General features: G+C 60.3%; 14 protein-coding genes. 2 read left to right on the top strand and 12 right to left on the bottom strand.

Annotation, left to right across the window (positions count from 1 at the left end):
* Positions 1 to 20: 20 nt before the first annotated feature.
* The gene (locus ACE10Z_RS15570) at positions 21 to 1,313 is read right to left on the bottom strand and encodes a c-type cytochrome (protein ID WP_375789839.1); all 1,293 of its coding nucleotides are present in this window, start codon (positions 1,311 to 1,313) and stop codon (positions 21 to 23) included.
* A 542-nt stretch (positions 1,314 to 1,855) separates the two neighbouring features.
* Positions 1,856 to 2,071, bottom strand: a complete 216-nt coding sequence (locus tag ACE10Z_RS15565) for a hypothetical protein (RefSeq protein ID WP_375788700.1) — start codon at positions 2,069 to 2,071, stop codon at positions 1,856 to 1,858.
* Positions 2,072 to 2,163: 92 nt separating this feature from the next.
* Between ACE10Z_RS15565 and ACE10Z_RS15560 the strand changes: the two genes are divergently transcribed.
* Entirely contained in the window at positions 2,164 to 2,313 is a 150-nt protein-coding gene (locus ACE10Z_RS15560) for a hypothetical protein (protein ID WP_375788699.1), read from the top strand.
* Between the two features lie 577 nt (positions 2,314 to 2,890).
* On the opposite strand, the gene groL is transcribed toward ACE10Z_RS15560, so the two are convergent.
* A complete protein-coding gene (groL, locus tag ACE10Z_RS15555; RefSeq protein ID WP_375788698.1) occupies positions 2,891 to 4,543 on the bottom strand; it encodes a chaperonin GroEL in 1,653 nt (550 codons plus the stop codon).
* 235 nt (positions 4,544 to 4,778) lie between these two features.
* Positions 4,779 to 5,135 (bottom strand): Mth938-like domain-containing protein, encoded by a 357-nt coding sequence (locus tag ACE10Z_RS15550; RefSeq protein WP_375788697.1) that lies wholly within the window; start codon positions 5,133 to 5,135, stop codon positions 4,779 to 4,781.
* A 343-nt stretch (positions 5,136 to 5,478) separates the two neighbouring features.
* On the opposite strand from ACE10Z_RS15550, the gene ACE10Z_RS15545 reads away from it, so the two are divergent.
* Complete coding sequence (locus tag ACE10Z_RS15545; RefSeq protein ID WP_375788696.1) at positions 5,479 to 6,207, top strand: S-adenosyl-l-methionine hydroxide adenosyltransferase family protein; 729 nt, start codon at positions 5,479 to 5,481, stop codon at positions 6,205 to 6,207.
* A 595-nt stretch (positions 6,208 to 6,802) separates the two neighbouring features.
* On the opposite strand, the gene ACE10Z_RS15540 is transcribed toward ACE10Z_RS15545, so the two are convergent.
* The 8 genes from ACE10Z_RS15540 to ACE10Z_RS15505 all read right to left on the bottom strand — a co-directional run bounded on the left by ACE10Z_RS15540 (position 6,803) and on the right by ACE10Z_RS15505 (position 18,258).
* Positions 6,803 to 7,987: an aminotransferase gene (locus ACE10Z_RS15540; RefSeq protein ID WP_375788695.1), complete on the bottom strand. Its 1,185-nt coding sequence runs from the start codon at positions 7,985 to 7,987 to the stop codon at positions 6,803 to 6,805.
* On the bottom strand, positions 7,984 to 9,051 hold the full coding sequence (locus ACE10Z_RS15535) for a tryptophan 2,3-dioxygenase family protein (protein ID WP_375788694.1): 1,068 nt from the start codon (positions 9,049 to 9,051) through the stop codon (positions 7,984 to 7,986). The genes ACE10Z_RS15540 and ACE10Z_RS15535 overlap by 4 nt, the downstream gene beginning before the upstream one ends.
* Positions 9,052 to 9,184: 133 nt before the next feature.
* Entirely contained in the window at positions 9,185 to 9,541 is a 357-nt protein-coding gene (locus ACE10Z_RS15530; protein ID WP_375788693.1) for a hypothetical protein, read from the bottom strand.
* Positions 9,542 to 9,835: 294 nt separating this feature from the next.
* On the bottom strand, positions 9,836 to 10,642 hold the full coding sequence (locus tag ACE10Z_RS15525) for an adenylyl-sulfate kinase (protein ID WP_375788692.1): 807 nt from the start codon (positions 10,640 to 10,642) through the stop codon (positions 9,836 to 9,838).
* A 64-nt stretch (positions 10,643 to 10,706) separates the two neighbouring features.
* A complete protein-coding gene (locus ACE10Z_RS15520; RefSeq protein WP_375788691.1) occupies positions 10,707 to 12,680 on the bottom strand; it encodes a sulfotransferase in 1,974 nt (657 codons plus the stop codon).
* Positions 12,673 to 14,652 carry a sulfotransferase gene (locus ACE10Z_RS15515; protein ID WP_375788690.1) on the bottom strand — a complete coding sequence of 660 codons (1,980 nt, stop codon included), beginning with the start codon at positions 14,650 to 14,652 and terminating at the stop codon, positions 12,673 to 12,675. Before ACE10Z_RS15515 ends, ACE10Z_RS15520 begins: the two co-directional genes overlap by 8 nt.
* Positions 14,649 to 16,103, bottom strand: a complete 1,455-nt coding sequence (locus ACE10Z_RS15510) for an HlyD family type I secretion periplasmic adaptor subunit (protein WP_375788689.1) — start codon at positions 16,101 to 16,103, stop codon at positions 14,649 to 14,651. Before ACE10Z_RS15510 ends, ACE10Z_RS15515 begins: the two co-directional genes overlap by 4 nt.
* Entirely contained in the window at positions 16,093 to 18,258 is a 2,166-nt protein-coding gene (locus ACE10Z_RS15505) for a type I secretion system permease/ATPase (RefSeq protein ID WP_375788688.1), read from the bottom strand. The genes ACE10Z_RS15510 and ACE10Z_RS15505 overlap by 11 nt, the downstream gene beginning before the upstream one ends.
* Positions 18,259 to 18,267 lie beyond the last annotated feature (9 nt).

Below are 18,267 nucleotides of genomic sequence, written 5' to 3'. Positions count from 1 at the left end.
TAAAGCTGTGTAACGGGCCGCTACCGTCGCCCCAACGTCGCACGCCCCAGGAAATCCGTGAGCGCCTTGCGGTCCTCGACCGAGCCGATCCGCTGCTCCGGCATTTTTGTGCCCGGCGTAAAGGTATTCGGGCCGAGCTCGAACAGTCTTGCCAGCGTTTCGGGGGTCCAGACGATATCCATTTTCGTCAGCGCGTCGGAGAAGCGATATCCCGGCAACGACGCAATCCTGCGACCGTACAGGCCATCGAGCGTAGGGCCGGCGCGCTGCGGCTCCTCCGCGGACAGTGTGTGACACGCGACACACGCCCTGAACACCTCGGCGCCACGATCTCCCGCATAGGCCGCCAGGGGATCGCTTTGCGCAGCCCGCAGCGACGACCCGATTGGATCGCCCGTTCGTGCGTTCCAGCGCCGGATCCTGCCGTCCGCGCCCCCCGTCAGCAACGTTGCATTGTCGGGCAGGAATGCCGCCGACCAAACCGGCGCGCCCTGAGTGGCCAGCGCTTGCACGATGCTCCGCGCCTTCCGGTCGATGACGGAAACTCCTCCGCCAATTTCCGTTGCCGCGATCAACGTGCCGTCCGTGGACATCGCCAACGCGACGATCGGGGTCGACCCGGCTAGGATCTCGCCGGTCTCATGTCTGCTCGACGTCAGAAATCGTACCTTTCCGTCGCCTCCGCCCGTTATGATCTCGTCGTCGGGCGCGACCGCCACAGCGTTGAGAGGCGACGGAAACAGGACGACATCCGGCGTTGCCGCCGCCATCGGCCAGATCCTCAACTCGCGATCGTAACCGACGCTGACCAGCGATTGTCCGTCCGCAGAAAAGGCAACTCCGTTTACGTTCTGGGTGTGCCCTTTCAGTATCTGCGACGCGCCACCGACGAGTGACCAGACGCCAACCGTATGGTCCCACGACGCCGTGGCGAGCTTCGTTCCGTCCGGCGAGACGACGAGCGAAACGATTGGCGCGAGATGGCCCTCGAAGACCTGATCCGGCTGCTCCCGGCCGGGTGTCCAGATCGCGATCCGCGCGTCGGCTCCGGCTGTCGCCATTCGTCCGTCCTTCAGGAACACGACTGCATTCACTGCATCGGAGTGAAAACGAAGGACTTGCTCTGCGGATTCGGTCTTGAGTGACCATCGAATGGCGGATGTGTCGAAACTGCCTGACAGAGCACCGTTGCCGTCACTCGAGATTGCAATCGCGCGGACGGGGCCGCCGTGACCCGCGAGTTGACCTTGCGCCGGCGTTAAATCAAATGCCCACAAGGCGGCAACGACGTACAGATTTGAGAGCCAGTTCATCGGCGGCTCGCGGGTCGGCTCCAGCACGTTGCCGTTACCTTGCAGGATAGCTTGCACGCGCTTGACCAGGGTCAACGACTGGAGCCGTTGTTCGGTTTCCATGCTGCGCCGCGGGATCGGAACGCCCCCGCTACGCAATGCCGCAATGGCGTCTTGTTGGCTTGAACTGAGGGTCACCGGCTCCTATGCTGAACATGAAGCGTCAAGGATGACGGCATGCAAATACGACCCAAAGCGTATCTGCATTTCATTTCGCTGTGGCGGTCACTTCGCAATTCGATTTCGCCACACGATGCCGACGTGCCCCGTGAAACGTCACCATCGCTCATTTTCGTCGCGGTCGTGCTGACGCTTCTCTCGGCTATCCTGGAGGCCGACCTTCATCGAGGTGAATTGGAATCGCTTGGTCTCCTCCGAAGCCACGACTCACCTCCAGCCGCCTTCTTGGGCCCGTAGCGTTCGTCGCCCGACCAGGTTTCAATCTGAAGCGCGCCCTCAGCGTTGATCCTGGCTGCGGGTCGCTTCGCCCGACAGGTGGTTGTCTACCGCGTCGTCTCTCTCGGAAAGACCAGGGACCGGTCGTCGAAGTCCTCGGCCGGCAACTTGGCTGCGCCGCGGGCGCCTTGCAGTTCTTGCAATGTCGCACTGCTTGCCAAGTCGGCACGCCCGACGGCCGAGACCGAGTGTGATCGCGGGAAGCCGAGCACCGCGGTAAGAAGTGCAAAAGCGGTGATGACCGCTACCATCAGACCCTTCATGCGAAATCTCCGTTCGGTTGGAGCTGTCCCCGAAGAAGTTTTGCAGTGATCTGATAGTGCTGACCGCAGCGTCGCGATGTGAACCGCCTCACATGCCCTGGAAATTTTCTACTGAAGCGCCTTTCCGGTTCCGCCCGATTGAAGTCGACGGCAATGGCTTCGTACGCGAGGATGTGGCCGACAAGAAAGCTGCCAAAATTGCCGGTGCAGTACCCGCGATTGAAGTTCAATCCGCGAGATGACCTTGCTTCTCCACCTTGTTGACATTTGGTCGAACCGTCGGCCTCGAAATCGATGCTCGCCAGCATTCTCGCAAGTTGCTTGCGCGCGCAAGTACGCGGCTCGTAGGCGGTAAACAAAATCGCAGAATCGATAGCGCGTGAGCAATTCATCCCGGCATCAACATTCCTCACCGTTACGTTTGAACGGCAGCCTCCTCCCCAATGGCGACACGAAGGCAGGTCGGTTCGCTAATGCCGACGGAACGACGCCAGCTTCTCGGTCGTCGGTAGCTGCCCTGCTCTCATCAATCCGATCGCGTCGAGCCGACGTCCGCGTCACGCCTCGAACGACTGTTCAGATTTGATTTTTCTTGATCTCCCGGTGCACACGTCATGCACACGCGGCTCACTAACCATTTGAAAAATTTCAGGTCTCGCTCCAATCCATCATGAGCAAGCTTGAGCTAGCTCCAGCAAATTACGTGCAACTTGGTCGTATCGACAATCGCGGCGTAACCCGGAGGTGGCACAAACCCGCCGAACTCAAAGGCCCGGCATCGCTGCCGGGCCTTTATGGTTGAGCTCTGAATATTCGGAGTTAGAAGTCCATACCGCCCATGCCACCCATCCCGCCCGCACTCGGAGGCATGCCGCCGCCACCCGCGTTCTTCTTCGGCACTTCGGCCACCATGGCTTCGGTGGTGATCAGAAGAGCCGCCACCGAGGACGCGTTCTGGATCGCCACCCGAACCACCTTGGTGGGATCGATGATGCCCTTCGAGATCAGGTTGCCGTACTCGCCGGTCTGCGAGTCGAAGCCGTAGGAGTATTGGTCCTTTTCGAGGATCTTGCCGATGATAACGGAACCGTCCTCACCGGCGTTAATCGCGATCTGGCGTGCCGGGTAGGACAACGCCTTGCGCACAATCTCGACGCCGGTCCTCTGGTCGTCGTTTTTGGTGCGAATGCCCTTGAGGTGCTCGGAAGCGCGCAGCAGCGCGACGCCGCCGCCTGGTACGATACCTTCCTCGACCGCCGCACGGGTCGCGTGCATCGCGTCATCCACGCGATCTTTGCGCTCCCTCACCTCGACTTCGGTCGCGCCGCCGACGCGGATCACCGCGACGCCGCCCGCTAGCTTGGCGAGACGCTCCTGCAGTTTCTCACGGTCGTAGTCCGAGGTGGTCTCCTCGATCTGCGCCTTGATCTGAGCGACGCGGGCCTCGATGTCGGCCTTCTTACCGGCGCCGCTGACGATCGTGGTGTTCTCCTTGTCGATCATAACCTTTTTGGCGCGGCCGAGCATCTGCAGCGTGACGTTCTCGAGCTTGATGCCGAGGTCTTCCGAGATGGCCTGGCCGCCGGTCAGGATCGCGATGTCCTGGAGCATGGCCTTGCGGCGATCGCCGAAGCCCGGAGCCTTGACGGCCGCGACCTTCAGGCCACCGCGCAGACGGTTCACCACAAGCGTGGCCAAAGCCTCTCCTTCGACGTCTTCAGCGATAATCACCAGCGGCTTGCCGCTCTGCACCACGGCTTCCAACAAGGGAAGCAATTCATTCAACTGAGATAACTTCTTCTCGTTGATCAGAACGTAGCCATCTTCCATTTCAACGCGCATCTTCTCGGCGTTCGTGACGAAGTAGGGCGAAATGTAGCCGCGGTCGAACTGCATACCTTCGACGACTTCGAGTTCGGTCTCCAGCGACTTGGCTTCCTCAACCGTGATGACGCCCTCGTTGCCGACCTTCTTCATGGCGTCGGCGATGAACTTGCCGATCTCGGCATCGCCGTTGGCGGAGATAGTGCCGACCTGGGCGATTTCCTCATTTGAAGTGACCTTCTTGGAGTTCTTGACGAGGTCGGCGACCACGGCCTCCACTGCGAGATCGATACCGCGTTTCAGATCCATCGGGTTCATGCCGGCGGCAACCGACTTGGCGCCTTCGCGGACGATCGCAGCCGCGAGCACGGTCGCGGTGGTGGTGCCGTCGCCGGCCGCGTCCGCCGACTTGGAGGCGACTTCGCGCACCATCTGCGCGCCCATGTTCTCGAACTTGTCGTCGAGCTCGATCTCCTTGGCGACCGTGACGCCGTCCTTGGTGATGCGGGGAGCGCCGAACGACTTCTCGAGCACGACGTTGCGGCCCTTGGGACCGAGCGTCACTTTCACCGCATTGTGGAGGATGTCGACACCGCGGAGCATGCGGTCGCGTGCATCGACGCCGAATTTGACTTCCTTGGCTGACATAATGATCTCCTTTTCAACTGGTCAGATCCCGACGCCGCGCGACTGGACCGGCTCCTGAGGGATGAGATTTGAATGGCCGGCCTCATCCCTCGAGATGCCGGCTGCCTCGGGCCTTAGGATGAGGAAACGGAGGCGTGGCATCGAACTCCAGGCAAACGATGTTATCAGCTGCATCGCACGTGGCGTGAATCATTGGGTCCCTCCGTTTCGTCGACACGGACCGTGTTCGCAAACGTCAACAGGTCACGTGAAAGAGCCCGATCCTCCTTGCGCGCGACCGGTTGAACATCCGGATTGCCTCGGGTGTGGGCTTCAACAGGACCTTGCAGCCCTTCCGTTCGAAATAGGCTTCAGCTTCCGGTGACAGGTGCACGTTGCCATACTGACCTGAGCCAATGACGACCTGGTCGCATCCCTTCTCGAAGAGGAATCTTGCCTCGTCTTCTGAAAGCACGTGCGAACTACCATAGAGCTTGTTTGATAGCTTCTTTTTCCGCTTCACAACTTCGCCGGAAAGCCGAACGACCACGTCGTGCTCATAGGTTTTTCCGTCGATCGTAATCGTGCCAAATGTGGTGCTGTCAATATTCATCGGGACCTCCTCCCAACTCTCGCTTCAACACGCAGCAGTGAGGTGCTTCGAGCCGGTGCCAGTAGCGTCCAGAAACGGCTTCCAAACGCTCGGGTTCGGTCATAGATTCGTCGTGTGGATCACTGGGCAATTCCCAGCTTTTGGCCAACAGCGTGACGGAGAGTTGCGCGACGATGTCCGGCCGGACCCGCCTGTGGGCACGAGCGCCCGCGGGCGTCGGCTCATTCTACTCCCGATCGGGCGAAGATCGTAAGCCGAACCGTCGACAATCTCGGCCGTTGAGGTCCAACAGGGTTCGCACCGCAACGTCGCGGCGTGCGGGCCACGAGCGCAAGCTGACAACATGATTGTGCTGTTCACGGATTTCGGATTGCACGGCCCCTATACGGGTCAGGTACAGGCGGTGCTGCACCAGATGGCGCCGGGCGTTCCCGCTATCGACCTCTTCGCGGATGCGCCGGTGGGCAATCCCAAGGCGTCCGCGTACCTCCTGGCGGTCTATGCCTCATGGTTTCCGGTGGGAACCGTCTTTCTCTGCCTCGTCGATCCCGACGTCGGCGGGACGTGCCCGGCCGTTGTGCGTGAGGCCGACGGCCGGTGGTACGCCGGTCCCGGCAACGGCTTGTTTGAGTTGGTTCAGCGCCGTGCCGCAAAGACATGCAGTTGGGATATCGACTGGAGGCCTGAGCGGCTCTCTGCCAGCTTTCACGGGCGCGACCTCTTCGCACCTGTCGCAGCCATTCTGGCGCTCGGCGAGCCACCACCCGGCCAGCCGCGGGGGGATGGCGCGGATCGCCGCGCAGACTGGCCGGACGACCTCCGTGAGATCGTCTACGTCGACCATTTTGGCAATGCCATGACTGGGTTGAGGGCGGCCATCCTCGCGCCCAACGCCAGGATTGCCGCCGCAGGTCGGCTACTGGAGCGCGAGAGGACCTTCAGTGATCGGCCGCCAGGCGCGGCCTTTTGGTATGAGAATTCGAACGGGCTCGCCGAAATAGCGGTCAACCAAGGGCGCGCGGACCGCGATCTCGGTCTCGCGATCGGCATTCCGGTCGAGATTGTCTCTTAAGGGGAGGCGGTCCCCTCACAACTTTGATCTGCAGCCATGCTCATGCCAAGAAAACACAGCTCGAGAACGGATTGGCTGAAGCCAAAAAAGCGCCGCGCGAAGCCACCTGCGACCGGCAACAGGCGATTGTCCGATCAGACCCGCAAGGTTCTCGGGAAGCATTATGCGAGCAAATATCGGGTGCAGTAATCGGGATCGCCTGGAACCCCAGTCCTATGAAAAGGCGGGCGCGGCACTTCGAAGGGTGAACTAGGATGTTCTTGGCCAGCGCCGTGCTGGTTACGGCTTCCGCTGCGCAGCAAGAGGCCGCCGATCGCCGACGGATGGTCGATGACGTCGACGCAATGCTGGCCTCGGCCGCGGGCAAGCTCGGTGTAGCGAAGCTCGGGCGACTCACGTCGCGCGACCCACACTGCAAGGCCGGCAAGCTCGAACGACGCGTTGCGCGTTCAAAAGCGAGATGTTTACCGAGAACCTTGTGTTGCACACGCGATCCGGGCTTAATGGCGTGATCAGCGACGGGCGGTACGCGGGCGGGCGCCGGTTGGTTATCGCTCGGTGCTAGGCAGGCCCACGATTAAGCGCCGGACGGATTTTAGCTGCCAATCGCGCGCCTGATTCTCACCATTGCCTGATCGAGGTCCGCTGCATTCGTGCAAATCCCGAACCCGAAGCGAAGGCGGTCGCCGCGGTGATCGCAGTGCACGTGGACTTCGGCAAGCTTTGCCTCAATCTCGCCTGCACGCGACGTCCGAAAGGTAAGAAAATTGCCGTGTTGGGCCTTGGAGCCCCATGGCGTAATCAAATCCGCAAACCGCAATCCCTCAATGGGCTGAAGCGCAAGCCCCTCGATGAACAACGTCATCAATGCCTGCGCGTGACAGTGGATTTGCTCAACCGCGATGCTCTCGCGGGCAAGCCAATCGAATACGGCTGCAAGCCGGTAGAGACCCGAGGGATCGAAGGTCGCGCCCAGGAATCGGCCGGCATCTCGCGGATACCCGACTGATTTCCCTGGAGGCGCTGCGAGGGAGCCGAAATCGGCGAACCAACCTGTGTCCCGGGGTCTCGGCCCATAGCCGGGCGGACAGTGCAGGAAGCAGCATCCCTCCCCTGCCATCGCATACTTGTAACCGCCTGAGAGATAGAACGTGCGGCTAGCAATCTCGGACAGATCGGTCGGACGGGCCAGAAAGCCGTGATAGCCGTCGATTACGATAAAAGTATCGCGCGAAGGTACCGCTTCGACCAGGACCTTGAGATTTCCCGAGGTTGCCGAGGAGGTGAAAAACACCTGGCTTACAAAGACAAGGTCATGTTCGCCCCTCCCGCACGCTGCATGAAAGCGTTCAGCGAAGGTCTCGAAGGGCTCGGCGGATATGCGCGTGACCGCAACCGAGCCGTCCTCCTCCAGGCGCTCGAACTGACGCTGTGCGGTATGGAACTCAGCGTCGCTCGTCAGGATTCGAATGGGCCGATCCGACGGAAAGCAGGACAATAGCCGGCGCAGGAACTCATGCGTGTTGGGCGCAACTGCGATTGTCGACGGGTCAGGTAGTTGAAGGTGCCGGGCGATTCCGGCCTGGACGCGCGGGATCAGTTCACCGAACACCAAGTCCCATTTTTCGCCGGCGAGCCGCGCCGCATCGTGCCAGCACTGCTCCTGCGCCGCGAGTGTCACGTCCGGCCAGTCGTGGTGGCTGTGCGCCGCTAGGTTGATCCGCTCAGGCGCCGCCGCGCGAAACTTCCCGAAGTGAGCGGTAAGATCGAGCACGGTCATGACGCGTACACGAAGCTCATCTGCCGTTGGATCGGAGCCGGAAGCTCGGGCACGGCTGAGCGCGGAATGAGGAAAGTGGACAGTCGGAACAGGTCAGCGAAAATGCGATGTCGCTCGGCCGTCATCCGAAGATAGTCGTGACCCGAGGAGCCGCCAGTACCGATCTTCAACCCGATCATGCGCTCCACCATGAGTGCATGCCGATATCGCCACAGAGTTATGGTTTCGTCGATGTCCATGAGCGCGGTCAAAACACGGAACGCCGACTGCACAGCGGGCTTGTCACGATAAAGCGTGATGAAAAGAGCGGCCTGAACTGATTGCGGCAACAGCCGCCAACTGCCTCCCTCGCCTGTTTCCGAGAAAATTTCCGAGAACGACGCTACCGCACGCTCGATATTCTTCAGTTCGCGGTCGCGCCTTTCCGACGGGATCGCAGAATCCGTGCGTACCAGCTCGGCATCGCGAGCCAGATGTTTTTCCACCGCAGCGCGATAGGCCTCGCGGAATGTCTCCCCTCCCCAGTCGAGAAACGGCGTTCGTGCAAGCCAACGATTGAGCAAGTCAAATAGCGATGGCCGAGCGCCGGCGGCTCGAAGAGCGTCGCGATCGGATTGGGAAAGACGCTCGTCGATCGCCTTCTCATCGAATGGAATGCGCGTTTCATGTGGCAGACCGAGCCGCGTCTCGATCAGCCGGAACTGCAGGGACTGGAAGCCCGAAGCCGGCATCAGCAGGTCGCGGAAGTCCAGGAAGTCAAATGGCGTCATGGTCTCCAGCACGTCAAGCTGGGCCACGACAAGCTTGAGGATTTCATGGATACGGTTGAGCCCGTGTATCACGCGGGCCATGGCATCATCGGTGACGGGGATCGTGCCGAAATCCGCCTCAACCCGATCGAGCTCATGCAGGATCTGCTTGAACCATAGCTCGTAGGCCTGGTGGACGATGATGAACAACATCTCGTCATGGGCATTGATACCAATTTTGGCGCTTTCGGGCTCCTGCGATGACAGGAGCCGGTCCAGCCGCAGGTAATCACCGTAGTAGACCGGTACGCGCATAGCTGATCTCCCATCGAAATGACGGACGACACCAACTCTTGCAGGTCATCATCCTCGCAATGCGGGTCCGCAGCAAGTGCACACTTCGCCAATCTACGCTTGAAACGTTCCCGGTACTGCGCGGCGCTCCTGATCATTGGCTCGGACCGATCGCGAGGCGCTCGAAGACCTGCCGATCGTGCGGATCAACGTTGTTGACGTTTTGGAATACCTCGCCAAGAAGAGGCATCGCGAGATGACCACCGTTTCTCTCTTGCCGGCATGGACAGTGCCCAGACTTAACGTCGTCCTTCGGTGGCGAAGGCGAAGCCATTGGTGCATTTAAGGCCATTTTCTTGTTCTGCAGCGAGTCATGTGGGTGACGACAGTCTCCGCGCCAATTCGACTTGCGGACGAATGTGATGAGTGCCTCGCGATGCCAATCGAGATGGAATAAACATCGATTGCGGCCGTTGGGGGCACGATCTCTAGCTTGAGAAAATTTCGTCATGCGAGTCGCCCCGAAATCACTTCCCCTGTCGCGAGGCCGATTCACACCAGACGTCGCAAGATCTTTCTTGATCTCCCGGTGCACACTTCGTGCACACGGGCCTTCTAACCAATTGAAAAAACCTGAACTCTCGCTCCAATCCATCATGGACCAATTTGAACGAGCTCAGACTGGTAGAAGCAATGCCCCGGGCAATAGATCGAAGGCACTCCCTTCTGCCATCGTCCAACTCACCATTGGCAAACAGCAATAACCTTCAACGATCGCGTCTCTTTGCAGGCTATTCCGCAATCATTAGGGGACGCTCGAATGCGGCCGAGCCTCGGCAGCTCGTATGCTTGTCGCAGAAATCTGGTGCACCGACTGATCGAGATCGAGACGATCGATTGTGTACCCGACATCTCTTCCGTACATGATGCTCGTTATATTGGGTACCCGAACGATAATGTATTGACCTTCGTAAGCACGTAGTCCGTGCTCGACTCGGGATCGCACATACTCGAAGTCGAAAGGGTTGTTTGCATCCACTCCAGTTGTGTCGCGCACGGCGATACAGGCTTGCCCGACCCGACATATACCCTCCGCGATCAGGGCCTTGTGACCGTCGTGAAACGGCTGATAGCGACCAACGAAGAGCGCTGTGGGCTTCTGTGAATTGAAGATCGGCCTTACCAGACGGCAAATTTGCTCCGCCCAATATTGGGGCGAACCTTCCGCATCGACGCGAACGCCAAACTGCTCGGGCGTGACGAACAGCCTGTTGGTGTCAGAAAATCGACTTTTCCGGATCCGGTCCAGCCAGACCACCAAGGCAGCGCCTCCCTTGAGAAAAGCTGCACGCGCCGCTGGTGTCGGACAGATAAAGTCCGCAATCGCGAAGCCCCCAGTCCGCACGACCTGGTCACACAACCAGCCCATGCGCAAGGCATGCTCAACACGATCGGCCTCACCAAAACCAAGATCCTTGTTGATATTGCTTCTCACCTCGTCGGCGTTAAAAACCACGGCGTTAAGCCGTGGTGCAAGTGCGTTAGCAAGAGTTGTTTTGCCGGCGCCCGGAAGCCCCATGATGAGGATTTTTCTCGGAGCTGCGAATCTCATCGTATTCCTCCAGGCTCACCATTAGCCCGCTCGCATTTCAACGTTGCGGGCTGCATACAAGGGCTCAGTGCCGCGCCTCTGAAATGTCTTGCCATTGGCTGCCTTGTCTCGACTCGAAGGGCCTATTCTGCGGATGCTCGTGGACCAGCAAACGATTGAAGTCATCGAGCCAGGGTTCGTACCGCTGCCACCGGGATACGGACGTGCCATAAATCGGCTGCCGCGCCTGCCACAAGCTCGCGGTCTTGATAACCCGTTGATTCCGCTCCGGCCGGAGACACGCCTCGTTCCATTCCAGGCCGCAGAAGTCGAGCATTCTTCGTATGACCGGCTCGGGTGCCCCCACCAGCTCTTCGTACTCGATCTCGAGTAGAAAGTCCGACGGCAGCACTTTCCGCCAATGGTCGGTCAGTCTCGCGTATTGCTCGTAGTAGTCGACAATCCAGGCCCGATCGAAGGAGAAGTCCATGCCGTTCGCAAAGTTGTTAAAATAGATCGAAAGGCAAGTATCGATCGGGTCGCGACGACAATGGATGACCCGAGCGCCAGGAAAGGTTGCATGTAGCAGACCGACGTTGTGGAAGTTCTGCGGCAGCTTGTCAGTGACCCTGCGCGCGTCGGGAGAAATCTGCCTCAGCATGACCTGATAAGCGCGTTGTGTTTCGCGCATCCATGCGCGATCTATCCTGCCTTCCCGATCCACCCCGAAATCAGGAGCGCGGTCGGTCCAAAAGGTCAGCTCGCCACCCGCTGCAACATCAGGATGACTTGAGAGAATTTGTTCAGCCAATGTGGTGCCTGAGCGCGGCATCCCAACGATGAGCACTGGCACATCCCACCGGCTCGCCATGTCCCGGTTGCGCGCGACGAACTGCGGCGTGAAGCGCTGGATCAATCGCTCGACCAGGGCCGCGTGCGCCCTGTGATCATATTGCTTGTTCCTGACGCGCTTCTTCAATGCATTGGCGCGGTCGAAGTGCTCAATGGCGTGACGATACCCGCCGAGATCGTCATAAGCCTTACCCAACGCGAAATGGACGAGAACCGCCTCGTGCCCAGTGATAGCCGGGTTTTCGAGCTTGAGCTCCAATTGCCCGATCAGGGGCCGATCCGCCTCTGAGAGGTGTTTCACCTCAACCAGACCTACCGGACCCAATACGTCCTGGGTGTTGAGTGCGTTGGCCAGATCGAATGATGCGGCGGCTTCCTCGAAGCGTCCTCGCTGCATTAGAATGGTACCCAGCATGGCATGCGCATCGCTCTTGCGCGGCTCGAGAGAAATGGCACGCCTGACAAGCTCTTCTGCCGCAGCATCATCGCCCGCGAAGCCCTGCACCCTGGCCTCACACAACAGCGCGAATGCCGTGCCAGCTCGCAGGGCGGCAGCAGCCCGGAAGCATTCGCCGGCACGCTCGCGATGACCCTCTTCTTCCAACAGCAAGCCAAGCTTAAAGTGTGCTTCCACAAGGCTTGGTCGCAGCCGCCTGGCTTCCTGATACCATGCCATGGCCGCGGGGAGCGAACCGAGCGCCTCCGACGCTAGCGCCATGTTGTAATGGATGAGTCCCGATTTCGGATCGAGCCGCAACGCCTCGGCGAAGCGATCCGCAGCTCGCTGGAACTCGCTCTTGGCCAGGTGGACTAGTCCGAGATCATTGTGGGCCTCGGCACTGTCCGGCTGAAGGCACAGCGCCGCATCAAGCTCCTTGATGGCATCCGCGAGACTGCCGCCCTGCCGAAGCAGGTTGGCCAATTGTATGTGAGTGGACGCCAGATTCGGATAGAGTGATACGGCTCGTTGCGCGATCTGCAGCGCAAGGGGCAGCCTGTCGGTTTGCCCGGCCACCGCGGCCAATATCTGCAGGCCCGCTAGATGATCTGGCTGCTGTACCAGAATCCTGCGCGTAAGCCGCTCCGCATCTTCACCCTGCCCGTTTCCGTACGCCTCGATCGCATCCCTCAGCAGTGTCGGGATGTCGGCGGACGATGCCGGCGACCGCGGCGCGCCGTCGGGCACCATGGCGTTGGGGTCACTCATGCTGGCTCAACGCTTCGATCAGGGGACCGAGATGTTTCTCGTAGTTCCGCCATCGCCCGACCGAGCTCTGGTACAGGGGCTGCCGGACCTGCCAGTAGCTGACGGTCGAGACCGCGCGTTCGGTAAGATGGAAGTCCAGGCAAGCGGACTCCCATTCCAAGCCGAGAAATGCGATCAGCCGCCGGCTTTGACCTTCCAGATCGGCGGTCAGAGCCTCATAGTTCATCTCGATCATCCGGTTGGGCAACAAGGTCATCCAGTGCCGAGCCAAGCGATCGATCAGCCGCGCCCTGTGCCCGCAATCAGCGAGGTCGTATGAAAAATGCTGGGCCCCTGGCGAGAACATCTGAAAGTAGCACGACAGCGCGGTGTCACGATTGTCGCGGCTGCACCAGACGATCCGTGCCCGAGGAAACAATCGCATGACAAGACCGACGTGAAGAATGTTGTCCGGCATCTTGTCTACGACGCGATGCGCGCCTTTCGCATCACCATACAGCTTGACGATATGCTCCTTGGCAAGCTGACGCGCTGTCTGACGAAACTTGTCTGCCGAGCCGGCAACATCCGGCCTGTTCAGGATGTTGTCGAGCCGAATGATATCGCCAAGCTCACCCGCTCCGAATACGCGCGAATGGCTGGCACAGATCTGCTCGACAAGCGTGGTGCCGGATCTCGGCATTCCCACGACGAATACCGGCAATTCCGACATGTTGCTGAAATCGGCCGGCTCAAGACGGGATCGATCCCCAAAGCATTCGATCAAGCGCTCGATCCGGATACTGAAGCCGTCCTTGTCAAATTGATCGGCCATCCTCGGCCAGATTTCGCGCACCAGCGCATTTGCACCCGCATATCGGGCAAACGCCTCGTCATATCGCCCTGCCTTGTCGAACAGGCGTCCGAGGCCGAAACCAGCGGTAATACGACCGTCAGGGCCAGTATCAGGCCGCTCCAGCAGCTCGGCGAGATGCAGCTCCTCTTCCGCCTCCAGCGCCTTACCCTCGCTGAAAACGTGCTTGTATGATCGCAGATCCCCGGGGCTGAGAGCGCGCACCTTGTGGGAATAACCATCGGCTTCTTCAAACCGCCCCAGCGATCGCAGCGCCCAACCGATACCAGTGAGCGCATCAGGCATGCCCGGTGAAAGCGCTTCCGCACGCTCGAAGCACCCCAACGCATCGTCAGCCCGGTTGAGGTAGATCAGCGTGGCGCCCTTCGCGCACAGGAATTCAGGAATGTCCGGCTTCAAGGCCAGCGCCTTGTTGTGGCACCGCAGTGCTTCCGGCAACTGTCCCATGTCCCTGAACTGCGTTCCAAGAACGTAGTAGGTTTCCGCTCTGTTGGGCGCCAGGGCGATGATTTCCGACCAGTGGCGTATGGCATCCTGCAATCGCCCGGCCCACCGAAAGGCAATAGCGAGCTGGATACGCGCCGGCATGGAACCGGGGTCGGTCGCGACCGCCGCCTCGGAATAGGAAACAGCTGCTTCATAGCGGCCGATCTCCATCAGCAGCCTTGAAAGTTCGGTATAGGCCAGGATCATGTCAGGCTTGAGCTTGATGGCGTGCTGATACGCGCTCATGGCCTCTTTGTTGTCGTTGATCGCTCGCAGCGCGGCTCCCAGGTTGACCCATGCCTCGGGATGGCCGGGATGAACCCCGATCGCTTGCCGGATCGTATCGATCGCCAGCTGGAAGTTGCCACGCTGCAATTCAATGGCTCCGAGCATATGCAGCGCCTGCGGATGGTTGGGCAGCCTTGCAAGGATGCCACGGTATCCGGCTTCCGCCTGCACCAGATTGCCGGATTGGTGCGCCGTGACCGCAGCGGAAAGCGCGTCGGCGATCTCTGTCACCTGATCGCGGAAGCCCTTGTTCTCCTGAAATAGCTGAACCAGTTGCGCGCGGAATTCTTCGGCAGGACCACGCCCGGTGTTCGTCATCGCAGTTGCTGGGGATGTGTTGCTCATCGCTCGCGCAGGCTCTCGTGTCGGTATCTCATGATCGGCGACAGGACGTACTCGATCACGCGCCGTTGTCCGGTTCTGATCTCGGCTGTCGCTCCCATGCCGGGCCCCAACTGCATTTGCCCCTGCTCGGTGTCGATCGCAGTCTCGTTCAGAGCAATGCGCACCATGTAAGAGGACTCGCGCTCCGAAGAACTTTGCGGAGGTTGTTCCTTCGCCGCGAGGGGATCCTTGCCGGATGCGTCAGCGGAAGGGCGCGCGTATCGCAAGGTATCGTGACCGACAAGCCGGACGATGCCGTGCAGGAGACCGTAGCGGGTATAGCTAAATGCCTCGATCTTAACTTCCGCGGGCTGGCCAATCTCGACGAACCCGACTTCACGGTTCGGCAGCACCGCCTCGATCTCGAGCTTTGACTCGCGAGGGACCACAGCCATCAACGTTTGCGCCGGCGTCACAATTCCGCCAATTGTGTGGACCGACAGCTGTTCAACGGTCCCGTCGACCGGTGACCGCAGCGTCTGCAAGACGGTGCGCTGTCGGGCCTTGATCCCGTCCTGCGACAATTGGGCGGCATTCTGGTTCGCCTTGACCAGTTCCTTGATATCCTGATCCCGCAACTCCTCATCGGTCTGCTTCCACTGTTGCGTTAACGCCGCGACCTGCGCGACCGTCGCGTCAACGTGATGTTCTGTTGCGGTGCGGGTGTGTTTTGCCTCGACCAGCTGTCGTTCGGACTCAAGCAGGTTAACCTTCGAGGTGAGACTCTTCTCCAGCAGTTCCCTGTACATCCGCACCTTCTCTTCGAGCAGAGGAAGGGTCGCATCAATTTTCGCGATGGTTGCCTTCGATTCGTCCCGCTCGGCCGCTTTGGCCTGAATCTGTTGGTCGATCCCGTCAAGCTTCGCCCGGTGCTGTGCCAGCTCGGTCAACAATTGCCGTCTTTCCGTCTCGACCAGTGCGGAGTCTGCGTCCGACGGGACAACGAAAGCGCCCGCGTCGCCGGTAAGTTGCGCCGACAGGCGTGCTGCGTCGAGTTTCGACTGCATCAGATCGCGCGCTATCCGCTCGACGTCTGCTCCGGTCGTGGTCGGATCGAGTTCAATCAGTACGTCACCGCGCCGGACCTGATCGCCTTCGGCAACCGCGATCCGCTTCACAACGCCGATCTCCAGCGGCTGGATCAGCTTCACTTCTCCGGCCGGAATCAGCCGCCCGCTCGCGACTGCGATGATGTCCACCTTACCAAGACAGGCCCAGGTCACCGCCACCGTCACCAAAAGGACGATGACCCCAATCATCAGGCGCCCGGCAGGCGAAGCCGGTGTATCGATGATCTCAAGCGCCCCGGGCAGGAACTCCCGCTCCGCAGCCCGCCGCTCGGTCGCCGAACGGCGCGGGAAGAGGATCAGTTTGCCGGCCGCACGACCGGCAGAAGCGTCCTTAGACGGCATTGGATATCCCCGACTGTAGCCGGTAGAGCTGCGCATAGCGTCCTGACCGCCGGAGCAATTCTTCGTGCGTGCCTTCCTCAACCTTTCGTCCGCGGTCGAGCGTGATGAGACAATCGGCGCCGCGGACCGTCGAGAGCCGGTGTGCGATCACGAGCACAGTCCGACCTGCAGCGATACGACGCATGTTTTCCTGGATGATACGCTCGCTTTCATAGTCGAGCGCGCTCGTTGCCTCATCGAAAATCAGGATCCGGGGATTTGCCATCAGCGCTCGGGCGATCGCGATGCGTTGGCGCTGACCACCGGACAATGATGCACCGCGTTCGCCAATCATCGTGTCGTAGCCGTGAGGTAGCTCCAAGATGAAGTCGTGTGCGCCCGACAGCGTCGCGACGCGGATGATCTGCTCGATCGGCGCGCCGGGATCGGCTAGCGCGATGTTCTCCCGCACCGAGCGATTAAACAGGACATTGTCCTGCAACACGACGCCGATCTGCTGGCGCAACCAGGACGTATCGATCATCCCAAGATCGGCTCCGTCGATCAGCACCCGGCCGGATTCTGGCGTATAGAGGCGCTGGACGAGCTTCGCCAGGGTGGACTTGCCCGATCCCGATGGTCCGACGATGCCGATCACCTGGCCCGGCGCCACATGCAGCGACACGTCGGTCAGGACCGGTGGTGCGCTTGCCAGATAGCGGAACGTGACGTGTTCGAGCCGGATCTCGCCCTTGATTGACGGGAGTGCGGCCGCCCCCATTTGCGCTGGCTCACGTTGCGTATTCAGAATATCTCCCAAGCGAGCGATCGAGAGCCTGGTCTGTTGGAAATCCTGCCACAGCTGCGCGATGCGCAGCACAGGCTGGGCTACGCGACCAGCCAGCATATTGAAGGCGACCAGTTCGCCGACAGTGAGTTCGCCCGCCATCACGCCCTTGGCTCCCAAATAGAGAGTGACGACAATGGTGAATTTGTTGATGAACTGGACGATCTGTCCGCCGATGTTACCCAGCGTCTGGGTACGGAAGCTCGCCCGGACGTAGCCGGACAATTGTTCCTCCCATCGCCGCTGCATTTGCGGCTCGACCGCCATTGACTTGATGGTTTCGGCACCGCTGATCGACTCAACGAGGAAGGCCTGATTATCGGCACCTCGAGCGAACTTCTCATCCAGGCGGCGGCGCAACACCGGGGTCAAGATCAGGCTGATGATCACGTAGAGCGGCAACGACGCAACGACGATCCACGTCAACAAAGGGCTGTAGAGGTACATGACCCCGAGGAAGATGAAGGTAAAGAACAGATCGATGGTGAGCGTCAGCGCCGAGCCGGTGATGAAGTTGCGGATATTCTCCAGTTCGCGCACGCGCGCCACGGAATCACCGACACGGCGGTTGGCAAAATATGCCAGCGGCAAGCCGAGAAGATGATCGAACAGCCTCGCGCCCAGTTCGACATCGATGCGGTTCGTGGTGTGGCTGAATACATAGGTACGCAGCGCACCCAGCGTCACCTCGAACACCGATACCGTTGCGAGGCCGATCATCAGCACGTCAAGCGTGGACAGACCCCGATGCACCAGGACCTTGTCGACGACGACCTGGAAGAACACCGGCGACACGAGGCCGAGCAGTTGGAGGAAGAAGGATGCGACCAGGACTTCGGACAGTACGTAGCGATACCGGTGCACCGCGGAAAGAAACCAGCGAACGTCAAAGCTATTGACCAGCATCGTGGGCGACAAGCGTTTGCTGAGCAGAATCAGTTCGCCTGTCCATTCCTGCTCCAGCTCCGAGCGCTCCACGAGATGCGGGAGCGCGGCGCCCGCGGCGTGCACGGCGGCACGACCATCGACGAGACGGCTGACGATGCTGAATCGACCGTCCTTATTGACGAGAATCGCCGGCAGCGGCGTTTTCTCGAACCGGTCCCAACTTGTTTTTACCAAGCGCGCCCGTAATCCAAGACGTCGGGCGATGCGAATCAAGTCTTCATCGCTCGCGCTTTGCCCAGCCGCCAGGTGATGGCGGCCGATGGATACGGGGCTTGCCGGGACACCCAGGTGTCGAGCAATCTGGCAGAGCGCGAGCAGTCCCGTATCAGCCCCAGCGACGACTGATACGGGACCCGCTTGCTCTTGATCGACGTTTGTCACAGCCCAACT

It is taken from the genome of Bradyrhizobium sp. Pha-3 (assembly GCF_042258615.1).
Taxonomy (GTDB): Bacteria; Pseudomonadota; Alphaproteobacteria; order Rhizobiales; family Xanthobacteraceae; genus Bradyrhizobium.
Note: the sequence above shows the minus strand (reverse complement) of the source record. Positions and strands in the feature narration are given on the sequence as shown.